The sequence below is a fragment of the Bradyrhizobium manausense genome (assembly GCF_018129685.1).
In the GTDB taxonomy this organism is placed as follows: Bacteria; Pseudomonadota; Alphaproteobacteria; order Rhizobiales; family Xanthobacteraceae; genus Bradyrhizobium; species Bradyrhizobium manausense_D.
This window is the reverse complement of sequence record NZ_JAFCLG010000001.1, coordinates 1,226,859-1,250,089: the sequence shown is the minus strand read 5'-3', so window position 1 is coordinate 1,250,089 and position 23,231 is coordinate 1,226,859. Positions and strand designations below refer to the sequence as shown.

At 64.0% G+C, this 23,231-nt stretch carries 24 protein-coding genes; 12 read left to right on the top strand and 12 right to left on the bottom strand.

Translation table 11 applies throughout. The features are described 5' to 3' along the window. Window positions 1-227: 227 nt before the first annotated feature. Window positions 228-1,598, bottom strand: a complete 1,371-nt coding sequence (locus JQ621_RS06205; RefSeq protein WP_212233492.1) for an amidase — start codon at window positions 1,596-1,598, stop codon at window positions 228-230. A gap of 71 nt (window positions 1,599-1,669) precedes the next feature. Between JQ621_RS06205 and JQ621_RS06200 the strand changes: the two genes are divergently transcribed. Next, window positions 1,670-2,005 (top strand): hydroxyisourate hydrolase, encoded by a 336-nt coding sequence (locus tag JQ621_RS06200; protein ID WP_212233819.1) that lies wholly within the window; start codon window positions 1,670-1,672, stop codon window positions 2,003-2,005. Here JQ621_RS06200 and JQ621_RS06195 read toward each other — a convergent pair whose 3' ends face one another. From JQ621_RS06195 to JQ621_RS06170, 6 genes are all read right to left on the bottom strand, one after another. Next, window positions 2,006-2,821, bottom strand: coding sequence for an ABC transporter permease (locus JQ621_RS06195; RefSeq protein WP_212233491.1), 816 nt, complete (start codon window positions 2,819-2,821; stop codon window positions 2,006-2,008). Continuing rightward, entirely contained in the window at window positions 2,821-3,684 is an 864-nt protein-coding gene (locus JQ621_RS06190) for an ABC transporter permease (RefSeq protein WP_212233490.1), read from the bottom strand. Before JQ621_RS06190 ends, JQ621_RS06195 begins: the two co-directional genes overlap by 1 nt. Before the next feature lie 9 nt (window positions 3,685-3,693). Next, on the bottom strand, window positions 3,694-4,740 hold the full coding sequence (locus JQ621_RS06185) for an ABC transporter substrate-binding protein (protein ID WP_212233489.1): 1,047 nt from the start codon (window positions 4,738-4,740) through the stop codon (window positions 3,694-3,696). Between the two features lie 29 nt (window positions 4,741-4,769). Then, window positions 4,770-5,864 (bottom strand): ABC transporter ATP-binding protein, encoded by a 1,095-nt coding sequence (locus tag JQ621_RS06180; RefSeq protein WP_212233488.1) that lies wholly within the window; start codon window positions 5,862-5,864, stop codon window positions 4,770-4,772. A 107-nt stretch (window positions 5,865-5,971) separates the two neighbouring features. Further along, window positions 5,972-6,721 (bottom strand): aspartate/glutamate racemase family protein, encoded by a 750-nt coding sequence (locus JQ621_RS06175; protein WP_212233818.1) that lies wholly within the window; start codon window positions 6,719-6,721, stop codon window positions 5,972-5,974. Between the two features lie 2 nt (window positions 6,722-6,723). Further along, entirely contained in the window at window positions 6,724-7,434 is a 711-nt protein-coding gene (locus tag JQ621_RS06170; RefSeq protein WP_212233487.1) for a GntR family transcriptional regulator, read from the bottom strand. Window positions 7,435-7,638: 204 nt separating this feature from the next. Here JQ621_RS06170 and JQ621_RS06165 point away from each other — a divergent pair, with 204 nt between their 5' ends. Then, a complete protein-coding gene (locus JQ621_RS06165) occupies window positions 7,639-8,379 on the top strand; it encodes a maleate cis-trans isomerase family protein (protein WP_212233486.1) in 741 nt (246 codons plus the stop codon). A gap of 29 nt (window positions 8,380-8,408) precedes the next feature. Here the strand turns inward: JQ621_RS06165 and JQ621_RS06160 are convergent, their stop codons facing one another. After that, on the bottom strand, window positions 8,409-9,167 hold the full coding sequence (locus JQ621_RS06160; protein WP_212233485.1) for an SDR family NAD(P)-dependent oxidoreductase: 759 nt from the start codon (window positions 9,165-9,167) through the stop codon (window positions 8,409-8,411). A gap of 168 nt (window positions 9,168-9,335) precedes the next feature. Between JQ621_RS06160 and JQ621_RS06155 the strand changes: the two genes are divergently transcribed. The 10 genes from JQ621_RS06155 (at window position 9,336) to dusA (ending at window position 19,269) form a co-directional block, all read left to right on the top strand. Then, window positions 9,336-10,601, top strand: a complete 1,266-nt coding sequence (locus JQ621_RS06155) for an extracellular solute-binding protein (RefSeq protein WP_212233484.1) — start codon at window positions 9,336-9,338, stop codon at window positions 10,599-10,601. Between the two features lie 2 nt (window positions 10,602-10,603). Beyond that, window positions 10,604-11,545: a carbohydrate ABC transporter permease gene (locus tag JQ621_RS06150; RefSeq protein WP_212233483.1), complete on the top strand. Its 942-nt coding sequence runs from the start codon at window positions 10,604-10,606 to the stop codon at window positions 11,543-11,545. Further along, window positions 11,538-12,386: a carbohydrate ABC transporter permease gene (locus JQ621_RS06145; RefSeq protein WP_212233482.1), complete on the top strand. Its 849-nt coding sequence runs from the start codon at window positions 11,538-11,540 to the stop codon at window positions 12,384-12,386. Before JQ621_RS06150 ends, JQ621_RS06145 begins: the two co-directional genes overlap by 8 nt. A 22-nt stretch (window positions 12,387-12,408) precedes the next feature. Then, window positions 12,409-13,506, top strand: a complete 1,098-nt coding sequence (locus tag JQ621_RS06140; protein ID WP_212233481.1) for a Gfo/Idh/MocA family protein — start codon at window positions 12,409-12,411, stop codon at window positions 13,504-13,506. 10 nt (window positions 13,507-13,516) lie between these two features. Further along, window positions 13,517-14,161 (top strand): ThuA domain-containing protein, encoded by a 645-nt coding sequence (locus JQ621_RS06135; RefSeq protein ID WP_212233480.1) that lies wholly within the window; start codon window positions 13,517-13,519, stop codon window positions 14,159-14,161. Continuing rightward, window positions 14,158-15,207: a LacI family DNA-binding transcriptional regulator gene (locus JQ621_RS06130; protein ID WP_212233479.1), complete on the top strand. Its 1,050-nt coding sequence runs from the start codon at window positions 14,158-14,160 to the stop codon at window positions 15,205-15,207. Before JQ621_RS06135 ends, JQ621_RS06130 begins: the two co-directional genes overlap by 4 nt. Window positions 15,208-15,259: 52 nt before the next feature. Continuing rightward, window positions 15,260-16,315 (top strand): sugar phosphate isomerase/epimerase family protein, encoded by a 1,056-nt coding sequence (locus tag JQ621_RS06125; RefSeq protein ID WP_212233478.1) that lies wholly within the window; start codon window positions 15,260-15,262, stop codon window positions 16,313-16,315. 12 nt (window positions 16,316-16,327) lie between these two features. Beyond that, the gene (locus JQ621_RS06120; RefSeq protein ID WP_212233477.1) at window positions 16,328-17,503 is read left to right on the top strand and encodes a Gfo/Idh/MocA family protein; all 1,176 of its coding nucleotides are present in this window, start codon (window positions 16,328-16,330) and stop codon (window positions 17,501-17,503) included. Window positions 17,504-17,539: 36 nt separating this feature from the next. After that, window positions 17,540-18,148 carry a histidine phosphatase family protein gene (locus tag JQ621_RS06115; RefSeq protein WP_409334182.1) on the top strand — a complete coding sequence of 203 codons (609 nt, stop codon included), beginning with the start codon at window positions 17,540-17,542 and terminating at the stop codon, window positions 18,146-18,148. Between the two features lie 125 nt (window positions 18,149-18,273). Then, the gene (gene dusA, locus JQ621_RS06110; protein ID WP_212233476.1) at window positions 18,274-19,269 is read left to right on the top strand and encodes a tRNA dihydrouridine(20/20a) synthase DusA; all 996 of its coding nucleotides are present in this window, start codon (window positions 18,274-18,276) and stop codon (window positions 19,267-19,269) included. Between the two features lie 104 nt (window positions 19,270-19,373). Here the strand turns inward: dusA and JQ621_RS06105 are convergent, their stop codons facing one another. The 4 genes from JQ621_RS06105 to nhaD all read right to left on the bottom strand — a co-directional run bounded on the left by JQ621_RS06105 (window position 19,374) and on the right by nhaD (window position 23,221). Beyond that, window positions 19,374-19,934, bottom strand: coding sequence for a TIGR02281 family clan AA aspartic protease (locus JQ621_RS06105; protein WP_212233475.1), 561 nt, complete (start codon window positions 19,932-19,934; stop codon window positions 19,374-19,376). 28 nt (window positions 19,935-19,962) lie between these two features. Further along, entirely contained in the window at window positions 19,963-20,166 is a 204-nt protein-coding gene (locus tag JQ621_RS06100; RefSeq protein WP_212233474.1) for a DUF1289 domain-containing protein, read from the bottom strand. Between the two features lie 42 nt (window positions 20,167-20,208). Then, a complete protein-coding gene (locus JQ621_RS06095) occupies window positions 20,209-21,804 on the bottom strand; it encodes a sensor histidine kinase (protein ID WP_212233473.1) in 1,596 nt (531 codons plus the stop codon). Window positions 21,805-21,943: 139 nt separating this feature from the next. Further along, entirely contained in the window at window positions 21,944-23,221 is a 1,278-nt protein-coding gene (nhaD, locus tag JQ621_RS06090) for a sodium:proton antiporter NhaD (RefSeq protein ID WP_212233472.1), read from the bottom strand. Window positions 23,222-23,231: the final 10 nt, after the last annotated feature.

Genomic DNA, 23,231 nt, shown 5'->3' with positions numbered 1-23,231 from the left:
GTCGATGTTTTTCACCGAAGCCTTGCGCGTCGCCGCACGATGCAGCGCTTTTGCAAGAACGACGGTTCTTGGGATGAAAGCTAACCGAACTCGGATGCGGTGCACGCGTCGCGGCCGTGTGCCGCTTAACGGGCAGTCTCATTTTGAATGGTGCGTCGCAAATCGTCCCGCGATGCAATAGGCGCAAATGTCCGGGAGGGCTGAATCGCGTGGAATGGGGGGGGGGCTTAACCTGATCGCAACATCGCCTCAATCTGCTGCGCGGCACGCAGCAATGTTCGATCTTGTCCACGTCGGGCGATCAATTGCAGACCAAAAGGCAGTCCGACCGTGTTGCGCCCACACGGAATTGAGATCGCGGGCAGGCGGGCATGATTGACAAAGGGCGTGAACACGGCGTGCCCGCGAGGGCTGGCTGGTTGGCCGCCGATCATATCGGGCCCAAGCTGACTGAACGGCCATGCGACGCAGGGCACCGTCGGGGTCAGCAGCAAATCGACCTCGGTGAAGAAGGCCGCAAACGCGAGAGCAATTGCAGCGCTTGCAACCAGCGCCCGGCCAACATCGGTGCCGGACCCGGCGAGGCCACGTTCGATCTGCCCGGCGATGTCGGGGTCGAAGACGGCCGGATCCCTGCGGAGAGCATCGCCATAGAGCGCAGCAAGGCCCGCGTGCTGAAGCGGCATGATGGCGTCTTCCGTCGCGCCCGCGGGCCAGACGGGGTCGCGTTGTGCGATACGCAAGCCTCCAGCTGCGAGACGCGCAACGACGGACGCGAGCCCATTGGCGACGACGTCGTCCACTTCGGCGTTGAGGCCGAGACGTGGCGAGAACGCGATGCGCAGGTCGCCGAGATCGGCGGCTGCGCCCGCGACGTCGGCGGAATCCGGATCGCGCGGATCGATGCCGGCCATGGTCTCAAATGCCAACGTGATATCGGTGACATCAGCGGCAATCGGCGCGATGACAGATAGACCGAAGAAGGGTTCGGCAAAACCGGGACCATAGGGGATCGCACCGTAAGACGGCTTGAAGCCGGCGACCCCGACATGAGCGGGCGGCCGGCGGCTCGAGCCACCGGCGTCGGTGCCGATCGCGAGCGGGACGAGGCCGGCCGCAATGGCAACCGCTGGTCCGCCGGACGAGCCGCCGGGCGTCAGGGCGGGGTTTTGCGGATGTCGTGTCGGCCCGTAAAGCTGCGAGGTGGTGACGCCCTTGCTGGCGAACTCGGACGTGGCGCCGATGCCGACAACGACCGCACCGGCCTGCCGCAGCCGCGCGACCGCTATCGCGTCTTGCGGGGCGATGAAATCGGCAAACAAGCGCGAACCCTGCGTCACGCGCCAGCCACTGACCCAGATATTGTCCTTGACGATGACCGGAACGCCGGCGAGCGGCATGGTCTCGCCGCCGCGCACGCGGTCGTCGACTGCTGCGGCATCGGCAAGCGTGCGTGCAGGATCGATCGTGACGACCGCATTGAGCGCCTTGGCCGCCGCAATGCGTTCGAGTGCGGCCTTGGCAGTCGCAACCGCGCGCGTTCGTCCCGCGGAGACATCGGTCGCGATCTCGCGTGCGCTATGTGCTGGCTTTGTCATGGCCTCCCCAGGCGCTGGCCGAACGGCTGTATTTTCGTCTATCATGGCCCCGTGATCACGGGAGAAAAATGGTGGCAGGCGGTATTTCCATTCACGCGGTCGATGTGGCGAGCGGACGTCCCGCGCAAGGGCTGCGCGTCGAGATCTGGCGGATCGATCCGGAGCAGGTGCGTGTCGCCGATGGACGGCTCGGCGCCACCGGCGTGCTCGATCATGCGGTCGTGCAAGGCGCGGGCGTTACCGTAGGCGAGTACGAGGTCCTGTTTCATCTCGGCGAGTTCTTCGGCGACAGCGAGGGCTTCCTGACCGTGACCCCGTTCCGCTTTCGCATCAAGAAAGTTGACGAGCACTTTCATCTACCGCTGAAATTCACGCGCTGGGGCTATTCGCTCTTCCGCGGTGCCTGATCAGTTGGTCAGCCGCCGCGACAGGCCGGTGGCGCGCTCCATGATGGCGACCAGTGCGACGGTGGCGATGATCAGCACACTCGACAGTGCCGCGATGGTGACATCGAGCTTGCCCTCGAGATCCTGCCACATCCGGATCGGCAGCATGTCGGTCGCCGCATCGCGCAGGAACAGCGAGACCGGTACGTTGTCGAACGACGACATGAAGGCGATGAAGGCGCCCGCGATGATGCCGGGCCGGATCAGCGGCAGCACGATGCGCTGAAACGTGTAGAGGCGGCTTGCGCCCAGCACCGCCGAGCTTTCGAGTAGCGTCGGTTCGAGCTGGGCCAGCGCGGCAACGGTGTTGCGGACCACATAGGGCACGCAAACCACGGTGTGGCCGATCACCAGCGTCAGCGGCGACACCGGCATGCCGACCAGCGAGAACAGCATCAGGGCCGCCAGACCGAACGCCAGCGCCGGCAGCACCAGCGGCGACATGAAGAGGGAGTCGAGCAGGCGGGCCGACAGCTTCTGCGAGCGCGAGATCGCAAGCGCGGCCGCGACGCCGAACAGGACCGACAGGCCCGTCGCCCACAGCGCGACGATCAGGCTGTTCTTGGCCGCGAAGTGCAGCTGCCAGGCATCCCAGAGCTCGGCGTACCAGCGCAGCGAATACCCGGGCGGAGGGAATCTCAGCGAGAAGCCGCTGGTGAACGACACGATCAGTACGACCAGCGACGGCGCGATGATGATGATCAGCGCGATGATTGCGGTGACAGTCATGACGAACTCGAAGCTGAATGCTTCCAGGGTACGCTTGCGCCCGCTCATCATTCGCCTCCAAAGCCGCGCGACAGGCGGCCGAGCGTGGTGAAGACGGAGACGACGGCGAGCACGGCGAGCAGGAAGATGATCGAGATCGCCGACGCGAACGGCCAATTCTGGAGCGTAGAGGCTTGCTGATAGAGATACATCGGCATGAAGAGCATCTGCCCTCCGCCGACCAGCGACTGGGTGATGAAGGCCGTGATGGCAGCGGCATATGTGAGCGTGCACCCCGCGATCACGCCAGGCAGCGACAGCGGCAGCACGATCCTGAAGAAGGTGCGCCAGCTTCCGGCGCCGAGCGAGCAGGACGCATCGTCGAGATTGGGATCGATACGGCCGAGCGCGGTGATCAGCGGCAGTGTCATCAAGGGCATCTGCACCTGCGCCAGTGCAATGACGACGCCGAACTGCGTGTAGAGCAGCTTGAGCGGCGTATCGATGATGCCGAGCGACTGTAGTGTCGCGTTGATGATGCCCTGGCGCCCCAGGATGACGATCCAGGCGAAGGTGCGCACCACGACGCTGGTCAGGAGCGGCAGCAGCACGATTAGAATGATGATGGTCTGCAGCCGCGGCCCGACCCGCTGGTAGAGCCAGGCGATGGGAAAGCCGAGCACGAGGCAGACGGCGGTTACCTCGGCCCCCAGCAACAGCGTCGAGCCGAGCACGCCGAGGCTGAAGGGATCGGTCAGGAAGTGAATATACTGGCCGAGCCCCCAATGGAGCGCGGCGGTGTCGTTGTGCAGCGAGAGCCAGAGTAATTGCAGCAGCGGCGCCACGAAGAAGACCAGGAAGAACAGCGCCAGCGGCGCCGCCAATCCCATCCCGTAGGACGTCACGTCCCGTGATGCCGGTGCCGTGCCCATGGAGAGATCCTAGATCTTGATCTCGCGGTTGAAACGCTCGATCCAGGCCGAGCGCTGCTCGTTGATCTTCTTCCAGTCCTGGAACACGAACTTCTGCTTCAGCTCGGCGGTGTCCTTGGCGAGCACGCGCGCGATCTCGCCGCCCATCGCCACCTTGGAATTGGTTGGCACGATCAGATAGGGCGGATTCATCAGCGTGGTCTGCACCTCCGGGCTCAGCGACGCCTCGATCAGCTTGAAGGCGAGCTCGCGGTTCGGCGAGTTCTTGACGATGTGGATCGTGGTCTTGAAGGCGATCGCACCTTCCTTCGGCGCGACGAATTCGACCGGCACGCCACGCGCTTTCAGGATCTGGATGGCGTTGAAATTGCCGGGCGAGATGTCGATCTGGCCCTGCTGGAACAGGGTCGCGAGTGCGCCGGGATTGGCGGCGACCGCGGCAAGATTGGGCTTCAGCTCCTCCAGGGCCTTGAAGGCGGGATCGACATTGGCTTCCGATCCGCCACGCATCTTGGCAATCTCGACCAGCCAGCCGGTGCCGAGCGTCGAGTTGAGATTGGTGATGCCGACGCGGCCCTTGAATTCGGGCTTCCAGAGGTCAGCCCAGGAGGTCGGCGGCGTCTTGATGGCTTCGGGGTTGTAGGTGAGGCCGACAACCTGGAAGAACGGCGCAGGGCCCATCGGCTCCTGCGCCTCCGTGATCAGGTCCTTGTAGTAAGCGCTCTTGTCGACCGGATAGGGTTCGGCGAGATCCTGGCCGATCGCGATGAGCGCGGGGCCGGGATCGTGCAGCATGACGTCGATCGGCGGGTTGGCCTTCGCGGCATTGATCTTCGCGATCTGGTCGACCGACAGCATCGGGTCGAGCACGATCGCAGCATCTGCGTTGGCCTTGCGGAAGGCCGGCACCAGCACGGCCTTGTGCGCTTCCTCCCAGCTTCCGGTGAAGGTCGCGAACACCAGGGGGCGGGCCTGGGCGTAACTCAAGCCCGGAAATGCCTTCATGGCACCAAGGGTGAGCGCGGTCGTCATCAGGCTTCGGCGATTGAGGATCATGTCGAACTCCCTGTGGACAAGACTAAAATCTAAAGCGTTGCGGGAAAGGCATTGGCGAGCGAGGGTGCGAGCGGGGCGAGGCGCACGGCCGCGCCGTTCTCCAGCGCGCGCGTCTCGCCGATGCGTGCCTGTGAGATCTTGACGCCGGAGCCATCGGCGGTCGTCACCTCGTGCACGACGGTCGCGCCCAACGGCAGCGACATGCCGACGACGCCGGCAAAGCCGGTCTCGTCGGCGACGAACTGCAGATGCTCGGGGCGGATGCACACGGTGACGCGACCGCCCTCGCTGAGCGCGCCGCCAGCGGGCCGCGCGATGATCTCGGCGCCGGCATCGAGGCGAACCTTCGCTTCGGCGCGGTCGGCAGCAACGACAACGCCTGGCATGCGGTTGGTCGAGCCGACAAAGGTGTTCACGAACAAGGTCTGCGGCCGGTCATAGACGTCGGAGGGCGAGCCGAACTGCTCGAGCTTGCCGTGGCTGAGCACCGCGACGCGATCGGCCATCGACAGCGCTTCCTCCTGGTCGTGAGTCACGATCAGCGTCGTGATGCCGGAGACGCGCTGCAACCGCTTGACCTCGATCTGCATGTCGAGACGAAGATTCTTGTCGAGCGCGGCAAAGGGCTCGTCGAGCAGCAGGATCGAGGGCTTGATCGCCAGCGCGCGGGCAAGCGCGACGCGCTGCTGTTGACCGCCGGATAGCTGCCGCGGCAGCCGCTCCGCCATCGCAGGCAATTGAACCAGCTCCAGCAGGCGCTGTGCCTCACGCTGGCGCGTTACCTTGTCGATGCCACGGGCAGCAAGGCCGTAAGAGACGTTCTCGCTGATCGACAGATGCGGAAACAGCGCGTAGTTCTGAAACACGATGCCGACGGCGCGCTTGTTCGGCGGTAGCGCATCGACGATGTCATCGCCGATAATGATCCGTCCCTGGCTTTGGGCGATGAAGCCGGCGATGATGCGCAGCAGCGTCGTCTTGCCGCAACCGGAAGGGCCGAGCAGGGCGATGATCTCGCCGCCCTTGATGTCGAGATTGATGTTCTCGACCGCAAGCGCGCCGCTGGGATAACGATGGGTGATCGCGTCGACGACGAGCGAACGTCCGCCTTGCGCTTCAACCATGATGTTGCCTCCTGATCTGACGACAGCGAGAGCAAGTCCCGTGCCCTGAATTGCCGTCGGTGCGATCGGAACTGGATTGGACATCTTGCATCGCCGGCCGAAGCTCCCTAGCTGTCGCGATGTTCGAGCCGGGCGGCGAGCGCCCCGGCAAGGCCGATCGTCGGCTTGGCTGCGGGTCGGCGGAATGTACCTGCGGTTGCCTTGCGCAGGCGCAGCGCCACCAGCGCTTCGGCCTGCTTCACGGCAGCAACGACCTGATCGACCACAGGGACGGGGATCCGCTCGGCGACGCGTTCGGCAAGACCGGAGAGTGGCGCACCGGCAAAAATCAGAACGTCGGCCTCATCCTCGACAACCGCACGCCGGGCAAGCTCGACGAGCACGTCCTCCTTCTCGGTGCCAACCTCGGAGATCGCCTGGAACGGCGTTTCGAGCGTGCGGATGCCGGCGCAGCGCTCCCGCAGGCCGTGATCGCGGACGCACTCCTCGTACCAGGGACCAAGCGCTTGCGCGAAGGTGACGATGGCAAACCGGCGGCCGGCCATGCAGGCGGTCAGCATCGCAGCTTCGGCGAGGCCGATGACGGGAATGTCAAAGGTCTCACGCGCGGCGAACAGGCCAGGATCGCCGAAGGCGGCGATGATCGCGGCATCGACCTTGCCTTGCTGTTCGGCCAGCAATTCCAGCGCAATGGCGCCGCCGATCTGTGCCTCGGTCCGCGTGGAAATATAGGGCACGCCGCGCCTCGCGGTGCAGGGGACGATCTCGGTGCCGGGCGCGGCCGCGCGCAGCCCGACGCCGGTCATCAGGTCGGTGACCGCCGCGCTGGTGTTGGGGTTGAGCAGCAGCAGCTTCATGGTCACGCCGCCGTCTGCTTGGGTTTTGGGAGCGCGAGAACTTCGAGCAGCGCGGTGCCTGTCTGGCGGACATGGGCGCCGAGCAGGCGTCCTGCCGCTGCGCTGTCGCGCGCCTCGAGGGCGGCGAGGATATTGGCGTGCTCGTCGACAGAATTGCTCCAGCGCTTGTCGGCGCCAAGCGCCAGGTACCGGGCGCGCTCGGCGCGGGAGATCAGGGTCTCGTGCGCCTCGCGAAGCGGCGTGTTGCGCGCCATGCGGACGATGATGTTGTGGATCTCGCCGTTGATGGCGAAGTATTCGTCGAGCCTGCCGTTCCGATGGTGACCTTCCATCCGGGTCTGAAGCGTGCGCAGGCGAGCAAGATCGCGCTCGGTGGCGCGCTCCGCGGCGAGCTCGGCCGCGAGCCGCTCGATGCCGGCGAGCGCCTCGAACAGCTCCGAGATGTCCTCGATCGCGATGTCGGCGATTCGCGGGCTGCGGTTCGGCCGCAGCTCGATCAAGCCCTCGGCGGCCAACAGCTTCATCGCCTCGCGCAGCGGCGTGCGCGATACGCCGAACGCCTTCGACAGTTTTGTCTCCTGGGTTTGCGATCCCGGCGGCAGCTCGCCGCGGATGATCATCGTCCGCATCCGCGCCGCGGCGCGCTCGTGCAGGCCCATCCGCTTGAGTTTGGGCGACTTTCGTACCGGGCCGGGTTCGGACTTCTGCTGCACGGTGGGGCTTCCTGCTGTGCACGATCCTAGCCATTCCCCGCCGAACCAGCTGCTCAAATAGGCGACGTATATGGCTCAAAGCACAGGCAGATCGAACAAATTGCATGCAGCATGCAAATTGCCGGTTGCGCGATCGTGAGGGATGCGGATGATCTTTTGAAGGGAGCGCGATTGCGCTTCGCCGCACTGGAGCCATCGTGATCAATGTCGATCCTGCGCAAACGCCTCGGCATGATCACGCCTTCCTCCAACTCTGTGCTGGAGCCCGTCACCAGCGCGATGCTGCATGGCGTTGACGGTGTCACCGCCCATTTCTCGCGCTTCCGCGTCACCGAGATAGCACTCGATGCCGCGGCGCTGAGCCAGTTCGATGCCTCGGTCATGCTGCCGGCGGCTGATCTGCTGGCCGACGCCAAAGTCGACGCGATAGCCTGGAACGGGACGTCCGCAAGCTGGCTCGGCATCGACAGAGACAGGAGCCTTTGCCAGGCGATCACAGCGCGTACCGGTGTGCCCGCTACCACTTCGACGCTCGCCTGCATCGAGGCTGCCCGCACGCTTGGTACGAAACGTGTCGGTCTGGTCTCGCCCTATACGGATGACGTGCAACGGCGGATCGGCGATGTCTGGGCTGAAGAGGGAATCGCCCCGCATGCGGAGCGGCATCTCGGGCTACGCGACAATTTCTCCTTTGGCGAGGTCACACCCGCAGCCATCGCGGACATGGTCAGGGCGGTCGCAGCCGAGGGCGCCGACGCGGCCGTTATCCTCTGCACCAATCTCGATGGCGCTGCCGTTGCGGCCTCTCTCGAGCAGGAATTGGATATCGCCGTGCTGGATTCCGTCGCCGTCACGCTGTGGCGGGCAGTCGGCCTTGCGGGCAGCGACACCAGGGCTCTTGCGCGTTGGGGGCGTATCTTTCACGCAGCCGCGGTCATCAGGTGACGAAGGCTCGATTGAGTTCGCCGCACGTCTCAGACCCAGCCGCCATCGACGATGTAGTGTTGGGCGGTGCACGCGGAGGCTTCGTCCGAGGCGAGGAAGACGGTGAATTTCGCGACCTCGTCCGGCACGAGCCGGCGTTTCAGGCATTGTCGCTGCTGCAGTTCGGCCTCGCCGGCGGGCGTCATCCATTTCTCGAGCTGGCGCTCGGTCATGATCCACCCCGGTGCGATTGCGTTCACGCGGATGTTGTAGGGGCCATAGTCACGCGCGAGCGAGCGTGTCAGCCCGATGACGCCTGATTTGCTGGCCGTGTAGGCGGCCATGCCGCCTTGTCCTGCGATCCACGACACTGAGCCAAAATTGATGATGGCACCGGCATTGGCCGCCTTCATGTCCGGCAACACGGCCTGCGACGCAAAGAACTGGTGCTTCAAATTCACCGCGATGCGGTCGTCCCAATATTCGGGCGTCATCTCCTCGGTGTTGTGCCGTTCGTCATGCGCTGCGTTGTTGACCAGGATGTTGATCGCGCCGTGCGCTTTACGCGCCTCCGCGACGCCAGCGCGAAGGGCAGGAATGTCGGTCAGGTCGACGCGCTGGAAATGTGCTGCCAGACCTTGGTCGGAAAGCTCGCGCGCCAGGCGTTCGCCCGCGTCGACCTTGATGTCAAAGAACACGACCTTGGATTTTTGCTCCGCGAAGTGACGCACGATTGCAGCACCGATTCCCGCTGCGCCTCCAGTGACCAGGACGACCTTGCCGGCGAGGTCGGAATAGATGGCGGCCATGGGAACCTCTCAGTATTACTTTGGGAGCCGCGAAAGCCGCCCCGACTCTTTTGCTAACCTTAGCCATTCTCGTCGTGAGGTGCATAGGTCAGAATTTTAGTTGCGTACCTCAAAAATTGAAGGCAGGATCGCGGCCAAAGAAAATTAAGACTCGATCGGGAGGATGTGATGAGGCTGCTCGCCAGGCTGGGACTCACCGCTGCTGCATGCCTGCTTTGGGCGAACTCCGCGTCGGCCGACACGACCGTCAAATGGCTCCACATCGAGGTCAATCCGGCCCAGGTGAAGGTCTGGGAGGAGGTCGCGCGTAGCTACGAGGCGTCGCATCCCGGTGTGAAGGTCGAGATGCAGTTCCTCGAGAACGAGGCCTACAAGGCCAAGCTGCCGACCATCCTGCAATCAAAGGACCGGCCGAACATCATCTACAGCTGGGCAGGCGGCGTTCTGAAGACACAGATCGAAGCCGGCGTGCTGGAAGACATCACCGATTCTGTGAAGAGCGGCGGCTACAGCGACGCGATCGCACCGGCGGCGCTCGCCGCCTTCACCCAGAATGGCCGCGTCTTTGGACTTCCGATCGCACTGTCGCAGGTCGGTTTCCTCTACAACAAGGATTTGATGGCCAAGGGTAATGCCGATGCAAGCAAGATCAAGACATGGGACGATCTGCTCGGAGCGGTGAAAACGCTGAAGGCTGCGGGTGTGACCCCGATTGTGGTTGGCGGTGCCGATAAATGGCCGCTGCATTTCTACTGGACGCATCTTGCAGTGCGCATCGGCGGCAAGCCGGCCTTCGATGCAGCGCTGAAGGGCGAAAACGGCGGCTTCGCCGGCGAAACTTTCCAGAAATCCGGCGAGTTGTTCAAGCAGCTCGTTGATCTGCAGCCGTTCCAGAACGGCTTCCTCGGCTTCAAGAACCCACAGGCGGTCGGCTATTTCGGTGACGGAAAAGCCGCGATGATCCTGGCCATCTCGTCCTTCTATCACACCCAGCGCGCACTCGCCGCCGACAAGGTCGGGCTCAGTGACGACAAGCTCGGCTGGTTCGATTTTCCGGTCGTACCCGGCGGCAAGGGTGATCCGTCCGATACGCTCGGCGGCATTACCGGCTGGTTGGTCACCAAGGACTCGCCGAAGGAGGCGGTCGACTTCCTGAAATTCTTTATCTCCAAGGACGTGCAGGCTCGGCTCGCTGCCGGCAACTTCATCGTTCCCGTCGTCAAGGGCGGCGAGGACGGCCTCAAGAGCGCCTTCATGAAGCAGATCGCGGCCAATCTGGCGAAGTCCAATTATCATCAGAACTTCTATGACCAGAGCCTTGGTCCCTCGGTCGGTCGCGTCGTCAACGACGTTACTGCTGAAATCGCCGGCGGCAGCATGAGCCCGCAGGACGCCGCGAAAGCGATCGAAGCGGCGTACAAGCAGGGTAACTGACGGTGGCGCGTCGGATCGCGATCGCCTCGCCGATCAACGTTGCTGGCGAGGCAGCTTCGCATGTCGCGAGCCGCGGCCCCAGCTGGGACGGCCGTTTCACCGTCCTGATCCTGTTCCTGCCGCCGGCATTGCTGCTGTTCACGCTGTTCGTGGTGCTGCCGATCGGTGAGGCGGCCTGGTATTCAGGCTTCAACTGGAACGGATTCGGCAGGCCGACCCGCTGGATCGGTTTCGACAATTACCGCTTCGTGCTGGAAACGCGCGCCTTCTGGCTGGCGCTGCGCAACAACGGGCTGATCGTTGCAGTCTCGCTTGCGGTCCAGCTGCCGCTCGCGCTGACATTGGCCTTGATGCTGGCCGAGAAGTTTCGCGGCGCGGTGGCGCTGCGCATGCTGTTCTTCATGCCCTATATCCTCGCCGAGATCGCGACCGGATTGATTTTCAGCTTCGTTTACGACGGCGACTACGGCCTCGTTGCCTCGATCTGGCGTGTCTTCGGCGCGGAGCCGCCGCATCTCTTGGCCTCCACCGACACCGCGATGCTCGCGGTGCTGATTGTGATCGTCTGGAAGTACTTTGGCTTCCACATGATGCTGTTCATCGCGGCGCTCCAGAGCCTCGACAAGAGCCTGATCGAAGCGGCGCGGATCGACGGCGCAACGCGCTCGCAATCCCTGCGCCATGTCGTCATTCCCTTGCTCTATCCGACGATCCGCCTCTCCGTGTTCTTCGCCATCGTCGGTTCGCTGCAGCTGTTCGATCTCGTCATGCCGCTGACGCGCGGGGGACCGGCGGATTCCTCCAACACGATGGTGAGCTTCCTTTACAACAACGGCATTTCGCGGATGCGGGTTGGCTATGGTAGCGCCATCGGCGTCATCCTGTTCGTGATCTGCGTGACCTTTGCGTTCACCTACAAGCGATGGTTCATGCGCGATGAATGATGCCGAGGTGACCCGCGCGCCGTTCGATCCCGCCGTACTGTTCAAGGCGGCGTTCCTCGTTGTTGTCGCCATCTTCGTGCTGGTGCCGCTGCTCGCCACCTTGCTCGGTGGCTTCAAATCGCTGGGCGAGCTGCGTGTCAATCCGTTCGGCCTGCCCCGTCATTGGGAATGGCAGAATTATGCCGACATACTGTTCTCCGGGCGCTACTGGCAACTCCTGCGCAACTCGCTTGTTATCTCGACCCTCACGGTGACCTTGACCCTGATCGTCGCGTCGATGGCGGCGTTCACCTTCGCCCATGTCAGGTTCTTCGGCAGCTCAATGTTGCTGAGCTATCTGACGCTTGGCCTGCTGTTTCCGGCGGCGACTGCCGTGCTGCCGCTGTTCATCAAGGTGCGCGATCTCGGGCTGCTCGATACTTATTTCGGCGTCGCGTTGCCGCAGGTGGCCTTCAGCCTTGCCATGAGCGTGCTGCTGCTGCGGCGCTTCTTCAAGGACATTCCTCACGAGCTGCTCGAAGCGGCGCTGGTCGACGGCTGTAGCTACATCAAGTTCTTCCGCTACGTGACGCTGCCGTTGTCGCGGCCAATCCTGGCGACCGTCGGCACCATCACCTTCGTTAACAGCTGGAATGCCTATCTGCTGCCGCTGGTGATGCTCAACACCGATGCGCTCTATCCCTGGCCACTCGGCATCATGATCTATCAGGGCGAATACTCGTCCGAATGGCACCTGATCCTGGCCTTCATCACGCTCACCATCCTGCCGACGATCATTTTGTTCCTGTTGGCGCAAAAGCACATCGTCGCCGGCCTCACGGCAGGCGCGGTCAAGGGATGAAGGCTACTTTACGGAGACAACAATGAGAAAAGTCGGCGTCGGAATCATCGGCTGTGGTGTGATCAGCACCGCTTACATCAAGGCAGCGCAGCGCTTTCCGGTCATGGAGGTGAGGGCATTGGCCGACATGCGCAGCGATGTCGCCGAGCGCCAGGGCGCCGCCTTTGGACTACCAGCCATGCGGGTCGACCAGCTGCTCAAGCGCGACGACGTCGAGATCGTCATCAATCTCACCGTGCCGCTTGCCCACACCGACGTCAGCCTCGCGGTACTGAACGCCGGCAAGCACGTTCATTCAGAGAAGCCGCTCGGCATCAACGTCGCGGAGGCCCGCAAGGTGATGGATCTCGCCGCTCACAAGGGCCTTCGCGTCGGCTGCGCGCCCGACACGTTCCTCGGCGGTGGGCACCAGACCGCGCGCAAGCTGATTGACGACGGTGCGATCGGCACGCCCGTTGCGGGCAGCGCGTTCTTTGGCTGTCCTGGCCACGAGCGTTGGCATCCGGCGCCAGGGTTCTACTACCTGCGCGGCGGTGGGCCGATGCTCGACATGGGCCCGTACTACATCACCGATCTCGTGCAGCTCTTGGGGCCGGTCGCCAGTGTGATGGGCTCGACCGCGCGGCCGAAATCCGAGCGTCTGGTCACCAGCCAGCCGATGAATGGCACCTTGATCCCCGTCGAGGTTTCGACCCATGTCGCAGGGACGCTCGAATTCGAGAGCGGGGCAGTGGTCTCGATCGCGATGAGCTTCGATGTGCCTAAGCACCGTCACTTGCCGATCGAGATCTACGGCGACAAGGGCAGCATGCTGGTGCCGGATCCGAACCGCTTCGGCGGCGAGGTGCAGGTCGCGAAGACCGGCGGTGAATGGGAAACGATGCCGTTGACACACGGTCATGTCGAAGGCGAGTTCCGTTCCATTGGCGTCGCCGACATGGCGTCCGCGATTCTGAACGACCGGCCGCATCGTGCCAGCGGTGCGCTCGCCTTTCACGTGCTGGAGGTGATGGAGGCGTTCCAGACCTCCGCCGACGAAGGGCGGCGCGTCAAGATCGAGAGCCACGTCGAGCGGCCGGCGATGCTGCCGGCCGGACGTGAAACCGGACAGATCGACTGAGGAAATGACCATGCGCAAGGCAATGATTGTATGGGGCGGCTGGCCCGGGCACGATCCCGATCTCTGTGCCTCGATGATCCGCGGCTGGCTCAAGGCGGAAGGCTTCGAGGTCCGGATTGAGACGACGACGGAGGCATTCGGCGATCCCCGGATTCATGACCTCTCCTTGATCATCCCGATCTACACCATGTCGAAGATCGAGAAGGCAGACGCGCTCAACCTCTGCGCGGCGGTGCGTAGTGGCGTTGGGCTCGCCGGCCATCATGGCGGCATGTGCGATGCGTTCCGCGATTCTGTGGACTACCAGTTCCTGTGCGGCGGACAGTGGGTTGCGCATCCCGGCAACATCATCGACTACAAGGTCGACGTGACCAAGCCCGACGATCCCATCATGACGGGACTGAAGAGCTTCGACCATCGTTCCGAGCAGTATTACATGCATATCGACCCCGCTATCGATGTGTTGGCGACGACGACTTTTAGCGGCGAGCACGCATCCTGGATCGATGGCGTGGTGATGCCGGTGGTCTGGAAGAAGCGTTATGGCGCGGGCAGGGTGTTCTATTCCTCGCTCGGCCACCGCGCCTACGAGCTCGACGTGCCGGAGATCCGGACGTTGATGACCCGCGGCATGCTGTGGGCGGCGCGCGAATGACAGCCGGCGCGACGCAGCCGGCGGTTCGCGCCACGCTGGAGGACGTCGCGCGTGCGGCGGGCGTTTCGCTCGCCACCGTCGATCGCGTCGTCAATCGGCGCGAGGGCGTGCGCGCCAAGACTGTCGCGCGGGTCGAGGCTGCTGTGGCCAAGCTCGGCTACCGCGCGGATGTTGCGGCCGCGCGGCTTGCTCGCGGGCACAGTTTTCGCTTCGCATTCGTGCTGCCCTCCGGCAGCAACAGCTTCATGACCAGCCTGACCGAGCAGGTCCAGCGCACCGCAGACTGGCTCGCCGGCCAGCGCGGCTTCATCGATATCCACCATGTCGACGTGTTCGATCCGGATGTGCTGGCAAGCGCGCTGGAGAATCTGTCGCCGGCCTACCAGGGTGTCGCGGTCATCGCGCTCGACCATCCCAGAGTGCGCGCTGCCATCGATGAGCTCACCGCGCGCGGCGTCGCCGTGGTGACGCTGGTGTCGGACGCGCCGAGCTCGCGCCGCCTGCACTATGTCGGTATCGACAATCCGGCGGCCGGGCGCACCGCTGCAACGCTGATGGGCCGTTTCCTTGCCGGGCAAGGGGGAACGGTCGCCGTGATCGCGGGATCGTTGTCATTGCGCGATCACACCGAGCGCCAATTCGGCTTCCATCAGATCCTGTCGAGCGAGTATCCGAACCTGCGCGCGCTCCCGGTCATCGAGGGACGCGACGACAGCGAGCGCACGCGGGAGCTCACCGCCACGCTGCTCGCGCGGCATGCCGATCTGCGCGGCATATATTGCTGCGGCGCCGGAAACCGCGGCATCGCCGATGCGCTCGAGGCGTCCGGCCGCGCGCGAGACGTGGTCTGGATCACCCACGAACTGACGCAGTATACGCGGCGTTTTCTGGTCCGCGGCACGCTCGATGCCATCATCAACCAGGATCCAGGCCACGAGGCACGGTCGGCGGCGCGGGTGCTGCTGGCGCATTGCATGGAAGAGCCGATCAGCCACGATCAGGAGCGTATCCGGATCGACATTTTCCTGCGCGACAATCTGCCGTAACTGCCGCGGGTCCGAGGCCGCCGCGCAAAACAAAATCAGAAGGAATCATTCGATGAAGATGATCAAGGGACCCGCAATCTTCCTCGCTCAGTTCGCAACCGACACGGCGCCGTTCAATTCCTTCGAGTCGATCTGCAAATGGGCCGCCTCGCTCGGCTACATCGGCGTCCAGATCCCGAGCTGGGATGGGCGGCTGTTCGATCTGAAGAAGGCCGCGGAGTCGCAAGGCTACGCTGACGAGGTGAAAGGCGTTGCCGCCAGTCATGGCCTGGCGATCTCCGAGCTTTCAACCCATCTGCAGGGCCAGCTCGTCGCGGTGCATCCGGCCTATGACGCCGTGTTCGACGGCTTCGCCGCGCCTGAGGTGCGAGGCAATCCGAAAGCGCGCACCGAATGGGCCGTCGACCAGGTCAAGTCCGCGATCCGCGCCTCAAGGCGCCTCGGGCTCACGGCGCACGCGACCTTCTCGGGTGCGCTCGCCTGGCCCTATATTTATCCGTGGCCGCAGCGCCCACCCGGCCTCGTCGAGGAGGCCTTCGACGAGCTCGCGAGGCGATGGCGGCCGATCCTCGACGAAGCGGATGCGCACGGCGTCGATCTCGCCTACGAGATTCATCCCGGCGAAGATCTCCACGACGGCGTCTCCTACGAGATGTTCCTCGAAAGGGTGGACAACCATCCGCGGGCGAACCTGCTCTACGACCCCTCGCACTTCGTGCTGCAGCAGCTCGACTATCTCGACTACATCGACATCTACCACGACCGCATCAAGGCCTTTCACGTCAAGGACGCCGAGTTCAACCCGACCGGCAGGCAAGGCGTCTATGGCGGATTCCAGGGCTGGGTGAACAGGGCCGGCCGCTTCCGCTCGCCTGGTGACGGGCAGATCGATTTCGGCGCGGTGTTCTCCAAGCTGACGCAGTATGATTACGACAGCTGGGCCGTGCTCGAATGGGAATGCGCGCTAAAGCATCCCGAGGACGGTGCGCGCGAAGGCGCCGAGTTCATCAGGAACCATATCATCCGGGTCACCGAAAAGGCCTTCGATGACTTCGCCGGCGCCGGCACTGACGTCCAGATGAACCGCAAGATGCTCGGCATCTCCTGAGCGAGGCAACAGATGGCAATCGAAGCAGGCAACGAGACTGGCGGTCATCGTCGTATCCGGCTCGGCATGGTCGGAGGCGGCCAGGGGGCCTTCATCGGCGCGGTCCACCGCATTGCTGCTCGCATCGACGACCAGTTCGAGCTGGTCGCCGGTGCGCTCGCATCCGATCCGGCTCGCGCCAGGGCTTCCGCAAAGGAGCTCGGCATCGCCGACAACCGTGCCTACGGATCGTTCGAGGAGATGGCGAAGGCGGAAGCTGCGCGAGCGGACGGCATCGAGGCGGTGTCGATCGTGACGCCCAATCACATGCACGGCCCGGTCGCGAAAGCTTTCCTGGAAGCCGGCATCCACGTGATCTGCGACAAGCCACTGACGACAACCGTCGCGGAGGCCGAGGAGCTGGTAGCACTGGCCAAAAGGACCGGCAGGGTATTCGTGGTGACGCACAATTACACGGGATACCCCATGGTCCGGCAGGCTCGGGCCATGATCGCAAATGGCGACCTTGGCGAAATCCGGCTGGTGCAGGCCGAATATCTGCAGGATTGGTTGACGGAGCGATTGGAGGTCAGCGGCCAGAAGCAGGCGGCGTGGCGGACGGATCCCGCCCGGTCCGGCGCCGGCGGATGTATCGGCGATATCGGCACTCACGCTTACAATCTGGCCTGCTTCGTCACCGGGCTCGAGCTCGACGAGCTGCTCGCCCAGCTGTCGACCTTTGTCGAGGGGCGGCGTCTCGATGATGATGTCCAGATCCTTCTCAAGTGGAAGGGCGGCGCCAGGGGCATGCTGTGGGCGAGTCAGGTTGCCGTCGGCAATGAGAACGGCCTCACCCTGCGCGTCTACGGCAGCAAAGGCGGTCTCGAATGGGCGCAGGAGAATCCGAACCGGCTCTGGTTCACGCCCTACGGCCGGCCCAGGCAGCTCCTGACCCGCGGCGGCGCCGGAGCCTTGGGCGAGGCGAGCCGCGTTACGCGCATCCCCTCGGGCCACCCCGAGGGCTATCTGGAAGGTTTCGCAACAATCTATGCCGAGGCAGCGCGCGCTATCCGCGCGGCAGGGGCCGGTGAACGGCCCGATCCCGCGGTCATCTTCCCGACCGTTGAAGATGGGCTTGCAGGCGTGAAGTTCATCGATGCTGCGGTGAGATCCTCGGCATCCAAGGGCGCCTGGGTTCGGATGACGTGACCGAGCCGCCTGCTGCTCGTCTCGAGTTTCTGTTGCATGCAGGCCTTGTGGCGTGATCGTTCACTCATGACAAATGTCGTACGCTATCTGACGCATCCTGAAGTGAATGTCGATCCGTCGATCCCCGTTCCGCGCTGGGGCCTGAGTGAGGTTGGGAAAGCGCGTACAGAGAGCGTGACGCGCACCGGACTGCTGTCGGGCACCACGCGGGTCATCTCCAGCGGAGAGCGAAAGGCGATCGAGACCGCTCAGATCATTGCCGCAAAGCTGGGCGTCGACGTCGAGGTGCGCGAGACGATGCATGAGAACGACCGATCGGCGACGGGATTTCTCGTCGTCGACGAGTTCGAGGCGGTGGCCAATCAGTTCTTCGGGCAGCCCCACGTCAGCGTGCGTGGCTGGGAACGAGCGGTTGACGCGCAGCTGCGCATTGTCCGGGAAGTCGAGCAGGTGCTGGCGCGCGATACGCCTGGCGATGTGCTTTTCGTCGGCCATGGTGGCGTTGGTACTCTCATGTACTGTCATTATTCCGGATTGGAGATTGCTCGCGTCCATGATCAGCCCGCCGGCGGCGGTTGCTTCTTCGCGTTCAGGTCACATGACCGCCGCGTGCTCCATGGCTGGCGTCGCCTCGAAGAGCTGTGATTTTTCCTTCCAATTCATGCCTATATGGCCCTAGAAGAGCCGGGCCGCGAAAGGCCTCGTCAAACCGGAGTTTCAATCGGTCCAATTTCACATGGGACCGATCGGATGCAAAATATCTCAGTACAATGAACGACTTGGATCGAAAATTCTCCGTCGCCCCGATGATGGATTGGACCGACCGGCACTGCCGTGTCTTCCACCGTCACCTGACGACACGGGCACTGCTCTATACGGAGATGCTCACCACCGGTGCCATCATTCATGGCGATCGGGAGCGGTTGCTCGGCTTCGACGCGGTCGAGCATCCGGTGGCGCTCCAGCTCGGCGGCTCTGATCCGCACGACCTCGCCGAGGCGGCGCGGATCGGCGAAGGTTTCGGCTATGACGAGATCGACCTGAACGTGGGGTGCCCGTCTGATCGCGTGAAGGACGGTCGCTTCGGTGCCTGCCTGATGGCGGAGCCGGACCTCGTGGCGCGGTGCGTCGAGGCGATGAAGCGCGCGGTCGCCGTGCCCGTTACGGTGAAGTGTCGTATCGGCATCGATGATCAGGATCCGGAGGCGTCGCTCGATACGCTCGCGCGCGCCGTGGTCGCCGCTGGTTGCGATGCGCTGATCGTGCATGCCCGCAAGGCCTGGCTCAACGGCCTGTCGCCGAAGGAGAACCGCGACATCCCGCCGCTGGACTACGATCGCGTCTATCGTCTCAAGCGCGCGATGCCTGATGTGCCTGTCATCATCAACGGCGGCATCTTGAGCATCGAGGAGGCGAGAATGCATCTTGCGCATGTCGACGGTGTGATGCTCGGCCGTGCCGCTTATCAGGAGCCGTGGCGGTTGCTGTCGGTCGATTCCGATATTTTTGGCGTGGTGGCGCCGTATGCGACCATGCAGGACGCGTTCGAGGCGATGACGCCCTATATCGAGGCGCAGCTTGCGCGTAGCACGCGGCTGCATGCGATCACGCGGCATTTCGTCGGCGCTTTCCACGCGGTGCCCGGTGCGCGCGCGTTCCGCCGTCATCTCGCCGAGCAGGGTGTGAAGCCCGGGGCCGGCGTCGATGTGTTGCGCGATGCGATCGCGCGTGTCGGTGCGCGTGAACCGGCAGAAGCGGCCGCGTAACAGCCGATTGGTCTCAGCGAAACCGGTCCAGATGATAGTTCACGCCGACGCGGAGGCGGTGGAATTTCGCAGCATTCCAGTCCGGCGGAAAGCGGCGCCCGTGCCTAATCGACCGCCATGCGAGCGCGCCGGTGGCTGATCTGGAGCTCGGGATAGCCGGTGAGCATCAACGTGTCGGAACGCACGCCCCAGCTCTCGAGGCGGTCGAGGAAGCTCATGCCGAGAAGGTTGGTCTTCATCAGCCCGCGCGGCACGACGAGGGCCGGCACCGATTTCTCGACGAGATGGCCGACGGCGAGACGGTCGATCGTCAGTCGGGCGGCCTTGGTGTGGCCGCCGGCGGTTTCGAGATCGACGTCGTATTCGAGCATCTCGAGCGGCAGGCCGATCGCTTTTGCGGTTTCCCAGGTCAGCACCACGGTCGTGGCGCCGGTATCAATCACCATCGGCGCGGCGACGCCGTTGATCTTGGCGCGCAGGGCGAATTCGCCGCCCTGGCTCCGCTGGATCTGCACGGCGGGAGCGGAGGCGGGCGATTCCGCTGGCCCGCGCAACATATGCGAAACCGTGTGCTTGGCGCGTGCGATCTGGTCGGGATCGCCATAGGCAACCACCGCGCCTGCGGTGGCGGCGAGCATCATCAGAACGAGCAGGAAGCGGATCATTTCGCGCCCCCAACGGCGCGCAAGACAATCAGGCGCGTTTCGGCGATCCCGCGACCGGCACGAGACCGGCGTCCGCCATCCGCGCCGGCAACAGCGCCATCAATGCGAGCCGTTCCGCGCTTTCCATTGCGTGCCAGCGCGCGATCTCCGGCAGGGTCCTTCCGCAGCCGAAGCATAGCTTGGTTTTGGGATCGATCATGCAGACGGCGACGCACGGCGTTTCTCTGTTCATCGGGACATAATGTGGGATGGTCGGGCATCTGTGCAAGCATCGCTAGGAGCCCGTGCCCGCGCTCATGATCGGCTTGTGGCGCGGCCTGCGCTTCTCGTCGGGCACAGAGGATCCCTCCGGCTGCAGCGGCGGCGCATCCTCCGAAAGCGGCGCCAGAGCGCTCATCACGCGCTCCGGCGGGAAGGTGACGATCACCTCGGTGCCGATGCGCAGCTTCGACTTCAGCGTGAACGTGCCGCCATGCAGGTCGATCAGGTTCTTGGCGATGGGCAGGCCGAGGCCTGCACCCTGTTCGGCCGATTTGATCGAGTTGGAGCCCTGGCCGAACGAGGCCAGCACGACCGGGATCTCGTCCTCGGGAATGCCCGAGCCGGAATCCTTCACCGAGAGATACTGCCCGCCCGAGGCGGTCCAGCCGGCCTTGAGCCAGATCTCGCCGCCTTGCGGAGTGAACTTGATCGAGTTGGAGAGCAGGTTGAGCACGACCTGGCGGATCGCGCGCTCGTCGGCCCAGAGCCGCGGCATGGCCTGCTCGAACACTTCGTGGATGGTGATGCCGCGGCTGGAGGCGCGCAGCTTCATTAGATGATGGCAGTCGGCGACGATCCCGACCAGCGACACGGCTTCCTCGTTGAGCTCGTAACGGCCCGCCTCGATCCGCGACAGATCGAGGATCTCGTTGATCAGATTAAGCAGATGTACGCCGGAATTGTGGATGTCGGCGGAATATTCCTTGTAGACCGGCACTGCGTGCGCGCCGAATATCTCGCTCTTCATCACCTCGGAGAAGCCGAGGATGGCATTGAGCGGCGTCCGCAGCTCGTGGCTCATCTGGGCGAGGAAGCGCGATTTGGCGACGTTGGCGGATTCGGCGCGGTGGCGCGCTTCGTCCGAGATCGCCTTGGCCTGTTCGAGCTCGCCGATCAGCGCGTCCTTCTCGGCGCGTGCCTCGAGCGTGGCGAAGGTCGAGGAGTGAAGGCGGTGCGCCAGCAGCGCGAAATAGCCTTCAGCCGCGAGGGCGAGGGCGGCGAGGATGTAGTTGTCGAGCGAACCGCTCATCGCAAAGCTCAAGGCCATGGCGACTGCGACCGGTGCGGTGGCGGCGAGCGCAGCGATCGGCAGGTTGGCAGCGAGCATGCTCGATACTGCGATCACCAGCAGCATCAGGAACATCATCAGCGTTTCCGTGACGGTGTCGAGCACGGGATGGATCAGGATCGCCATCCAGCACAGGCCGTAGAGCAGATCGAGCACGACAAAACGGGTCCGCCAGGCACGCGTCGCGCTGGGCGAGGCGGGTTCGGCGAGGAAGCGGCTGCAACTGCGGATCATCGCCGCATGGATGCAGATCATGCCGGCCGTCCAGGCTGCGGCCGGGATCGGCTGCATCCACAACCCGAACAGCAAGCCGGTCGCGACCACCAGCAGCATCACGACATAGGAGGCCGACAGCCGCGTCTGCGCATATTGGCGCAGCATCTCGGCGTCGAAGGCCGGCCGGGTTCCGCTGGTCGACGTTAACTTATCGCGTGCCTCGCGCACCCGCTGCGAGGCAGCCCGTCGGCTGCTCGCTGATGGAGCGCTGACCGGCGCGGCCGGAAGCTGCACGACCTCAGGCTTTTCAGCGGGGTTACTCATCAAGCAACAACGATTCCTGCCCGCGTCGGACGCGAGCCTTCTGCATTGTCTATCTCTGGCAAGAAATCCTTAAGAGGTGACTTAAGGAGCTAAAGAATTACGTTAACGGTGCGTTAATTTGGATCGGGCAGACGCCCCTTCAGTGCAGCCACGCATGCTGCGCGACATAGACCACGGCCCCGGCCAGATAACCCGCAAGTGCGACACCGGCGATGCGGCGGGCGTACCAGAGGAACTCGATCCGTTCGAGCCCCATGGCGGCAACGCCTGCGGCCGAGCCGATCACCAGGATCGAGCCACCGGTGCCGGCGCAATAGGCGATGAACTCCCAGAGGAAGCTGTCTGCCGGATAGTGGCCGAGGTCGTACATGCCCATGGTCGCTGCGACCAGCGGCACGTTGTCGACGATGGCACTGAGCAGGCCCAGCACGACGACGATGACGTCCTGGCGCCCGATGGTGGCCTCCAGCCATCTGGCCAGCATTGTCAGGAGGCCGGCATGCTCCAGGCAGGCGACCGCCAGCAGAATGCCGAGGAAGAACACGATCGAGCCCATGTCGATCCGGGTCAGCGCGTGCGCGAGCGAGAGGGGCCGGCGCACGTGCTCGTCCTTGTCGCGGTGAACGATCTCGCCGACCAGCCAGACGATGCCGAGGGCGAGCAGCACGCCCATGAAGGGCGGCAGATGCGTGAGCGTCTTGAAAGCCGGCACCGCAATCAGCACGCCGAGGCCGAGATAGAACATCAGGTTACGTTCGAACCCGTTGACGGTGAGCAATTCGTGGTCTCTTTGTGGCGCCGCGATGGTCTTGCCCCTGAGCGACAGGCTGATGAAAGCCAGCGGCACAAGCAAATTGACCAGCGAGGGTAGGAACAGGGCGCGCATGATCCTCAATGGCGTGATCTGGCCTCCGATCCACAGCATGGTGGTGGTGACGTCGCCGATCACGGTCCATGCGCCGCCGGCGTTCGCGGCGATGACGATGAGGGAGGCGAACAGCAAGCGGTCGTCGCGTCGGGCAATCAGCCGCTGGATCAGCGAGACCATGACGATGGTCGTCGTCAGATTGTCCAGGATCGCACTCAGGACGAATGATACGAAACCGACCAGCCACAACAGTGTGACCTGGCTCGTGGTGTTGATGCGCGAGGTAATGACCTCGAAGCCGTCATGGGCGTCGACCACCTCGACGATCGTCATCGCCCCGATCAGGAAGAACACGATTTGCGCGGTGGACGCGACGGATTCGTCGAGCTGATGGCTGATCAGCGCGTGATCGCTGATCGTGACCGCGTAGATCGTCCACAATAGCCCCGCGCCGAGAAGCGCGGTCGCGGTCTTGCTGATCCCAAGCGGGTGCTCGAGCGCGATCGCCGCATAGGTCAGGACGAAGAGTGCGGCAATCGCGGTCAGCAAGGCAGTATCG

What these genes read in the sequence shown, in the direction of transcription:
- JQ621_RS06095 (WP_212233473.1), bottom strand. Translation starts at nt 21,804, where the DNA reads ATGAGTAACCCCGCTGAAAAGCCTGAGGTCGTGCAGCTTCCGGCCGCG.
- JQ621_RS06165 (WP_212233486.1), top strand. Translation starts at nt 7,639, where the DNA reads ATGTCGATCCTGCGCAAACGCCTCGGCATGATCACGCCTTCCTCCAAC.
- JQ621_RS06120 (WP_212233477.1), top strand. Translation starts at nt 16,328, where the DNA reads ATGGCAATCGAAGCAGGCAACGAGACTGGCGGTCATCGTCGTATCCGG.
- JQ621_RS06140 (WP_212233481.1), top strand. Translation starts at nt 12,409, where the DNA reads ATGAGAAAAGTCGGCGTCGGAATCATCGGCTGTGGTGTGATCAGCACC.
- JQ621_RS06135 (WP_212233480.1), top strand. Translation starts at nt 13,517, where the DNA reads ATGCGCAAGGCAATGATTGTATGGGGCGGCTGGCCCGGGCACGATCCC.
- dusA (WP_212233476.1), top strand. Translation starts at nt 18,274, where the DNA reads ATGAACGACTTGGATCGAAAATTCTCCGTCGCCCCGATGATGGATTGG.
- JQ621_RS06180 (WP_212233488.1), bottom strand. Translation starts at nt 5,864, where the DNA reads ATGGTTGAAGCGCAAGGCGGACGTTCGCTCGTCGTCGACGCGATCACC.
- JQ621_RS06155 (WP_212233484.1), top strand. Translation starts at nt 9,336, where the DNA reads ATGAGGCTGCTCGCCAGGCTGGGACTCACCGCTGCTGCATGCCTGCTT.
- JQ621_RS06175 (WP_212233818.1), bottom strand. Translation starts at nt 6,721, where the DNA reads ATGAAGCTGCTGCTGCTCAACCCCAACACCAGCGCGGCGGTCACCGAC.
- JQ621_RS06185 (WP_212233489.1), bottom strand. Translation starts at nt 4,740, where the DNA reads ATGATCCTCAATCGCCGAAGCCTGATGACGACCGCGCTCACCCTTGGT.
- JQ621_RS06100 (WP_212233474.1), bottom strand. Translation starts at nt 20,166, where the DNA reads ATGAACAGAGAAACGCCGTGCGTCGCCGTCTGCATGATCGATCCCAAA.
- JQ621_RS06195 (WP_212233491.1), bottom strand. Translation starts at nt 2,821, where the DNA reads ATGAGCGGGCGCAAGCGTACCCTGGAAGCATTCAGCTTCGAGTTCGTC.
- JQ621_RS06205 (WP_212233492.1), bottom strand. Translation starts at nt 1,598, where the DNA reads ATGACAAAGCCAGCACATAGCGCACGCGAGATCGCGACCGATGTCTCC.
- JQ621_RS06125 (WP_212233478.1), top strand. Translation starts at nt 15,260, where the DNA reads ATGAAGATGATCAAGGGACCCGCAATCTTCCTCGCTCAGTTCGCAACC.
- JQ621_RS06105 (WP_212233475.1), bottom strand. Translation starts at nt 19,934, where the DNA reads ATGATCCGCTTCCTGCTCGTTCTGATGATGCTCGCCGCCACCGCAGGC.
- JQ621_RS06160 (WP_212233485.1), bottom strand. Translation starts at nt 9,167, where the DNA reads ATGGCCGCCATCTATTCCGACCTCGCCGGCAAGGTCGTCCTGGTCACT.
- JQ621_RS06190 (WP_212233490.1), bottom strand. Translation starts at nt 3,684, where the DNA reads ATGGGCACGGCACCGGCATCACGGGACGTGACGTCCTACGGGATGGGA.
- JQ621_RS06115 (WP_409334182.1), top strand. Translation starts at nt 17,540, where the DNA reads ATGCAGGCCTTGTGGCGTGATCGTTCACTCATGACAAATGTCGTACGC.
- JQ621_RS06145 (WP_212233482.1), top strand. Translation starts at nt 11,538, where the DNA reads ATGAATGATGCCGAGGTGACCCGCGCGCCGTTCGATCCCGCCGTACTG.
- JQ621_RS06130 (WP_212233479.1), top strand. Translation starts at nt 14,158, where the DNA reads ATGACAGCCGGCGCGACGCAGCCGGCGGTTCGCGCCACGCTGGAGGAC.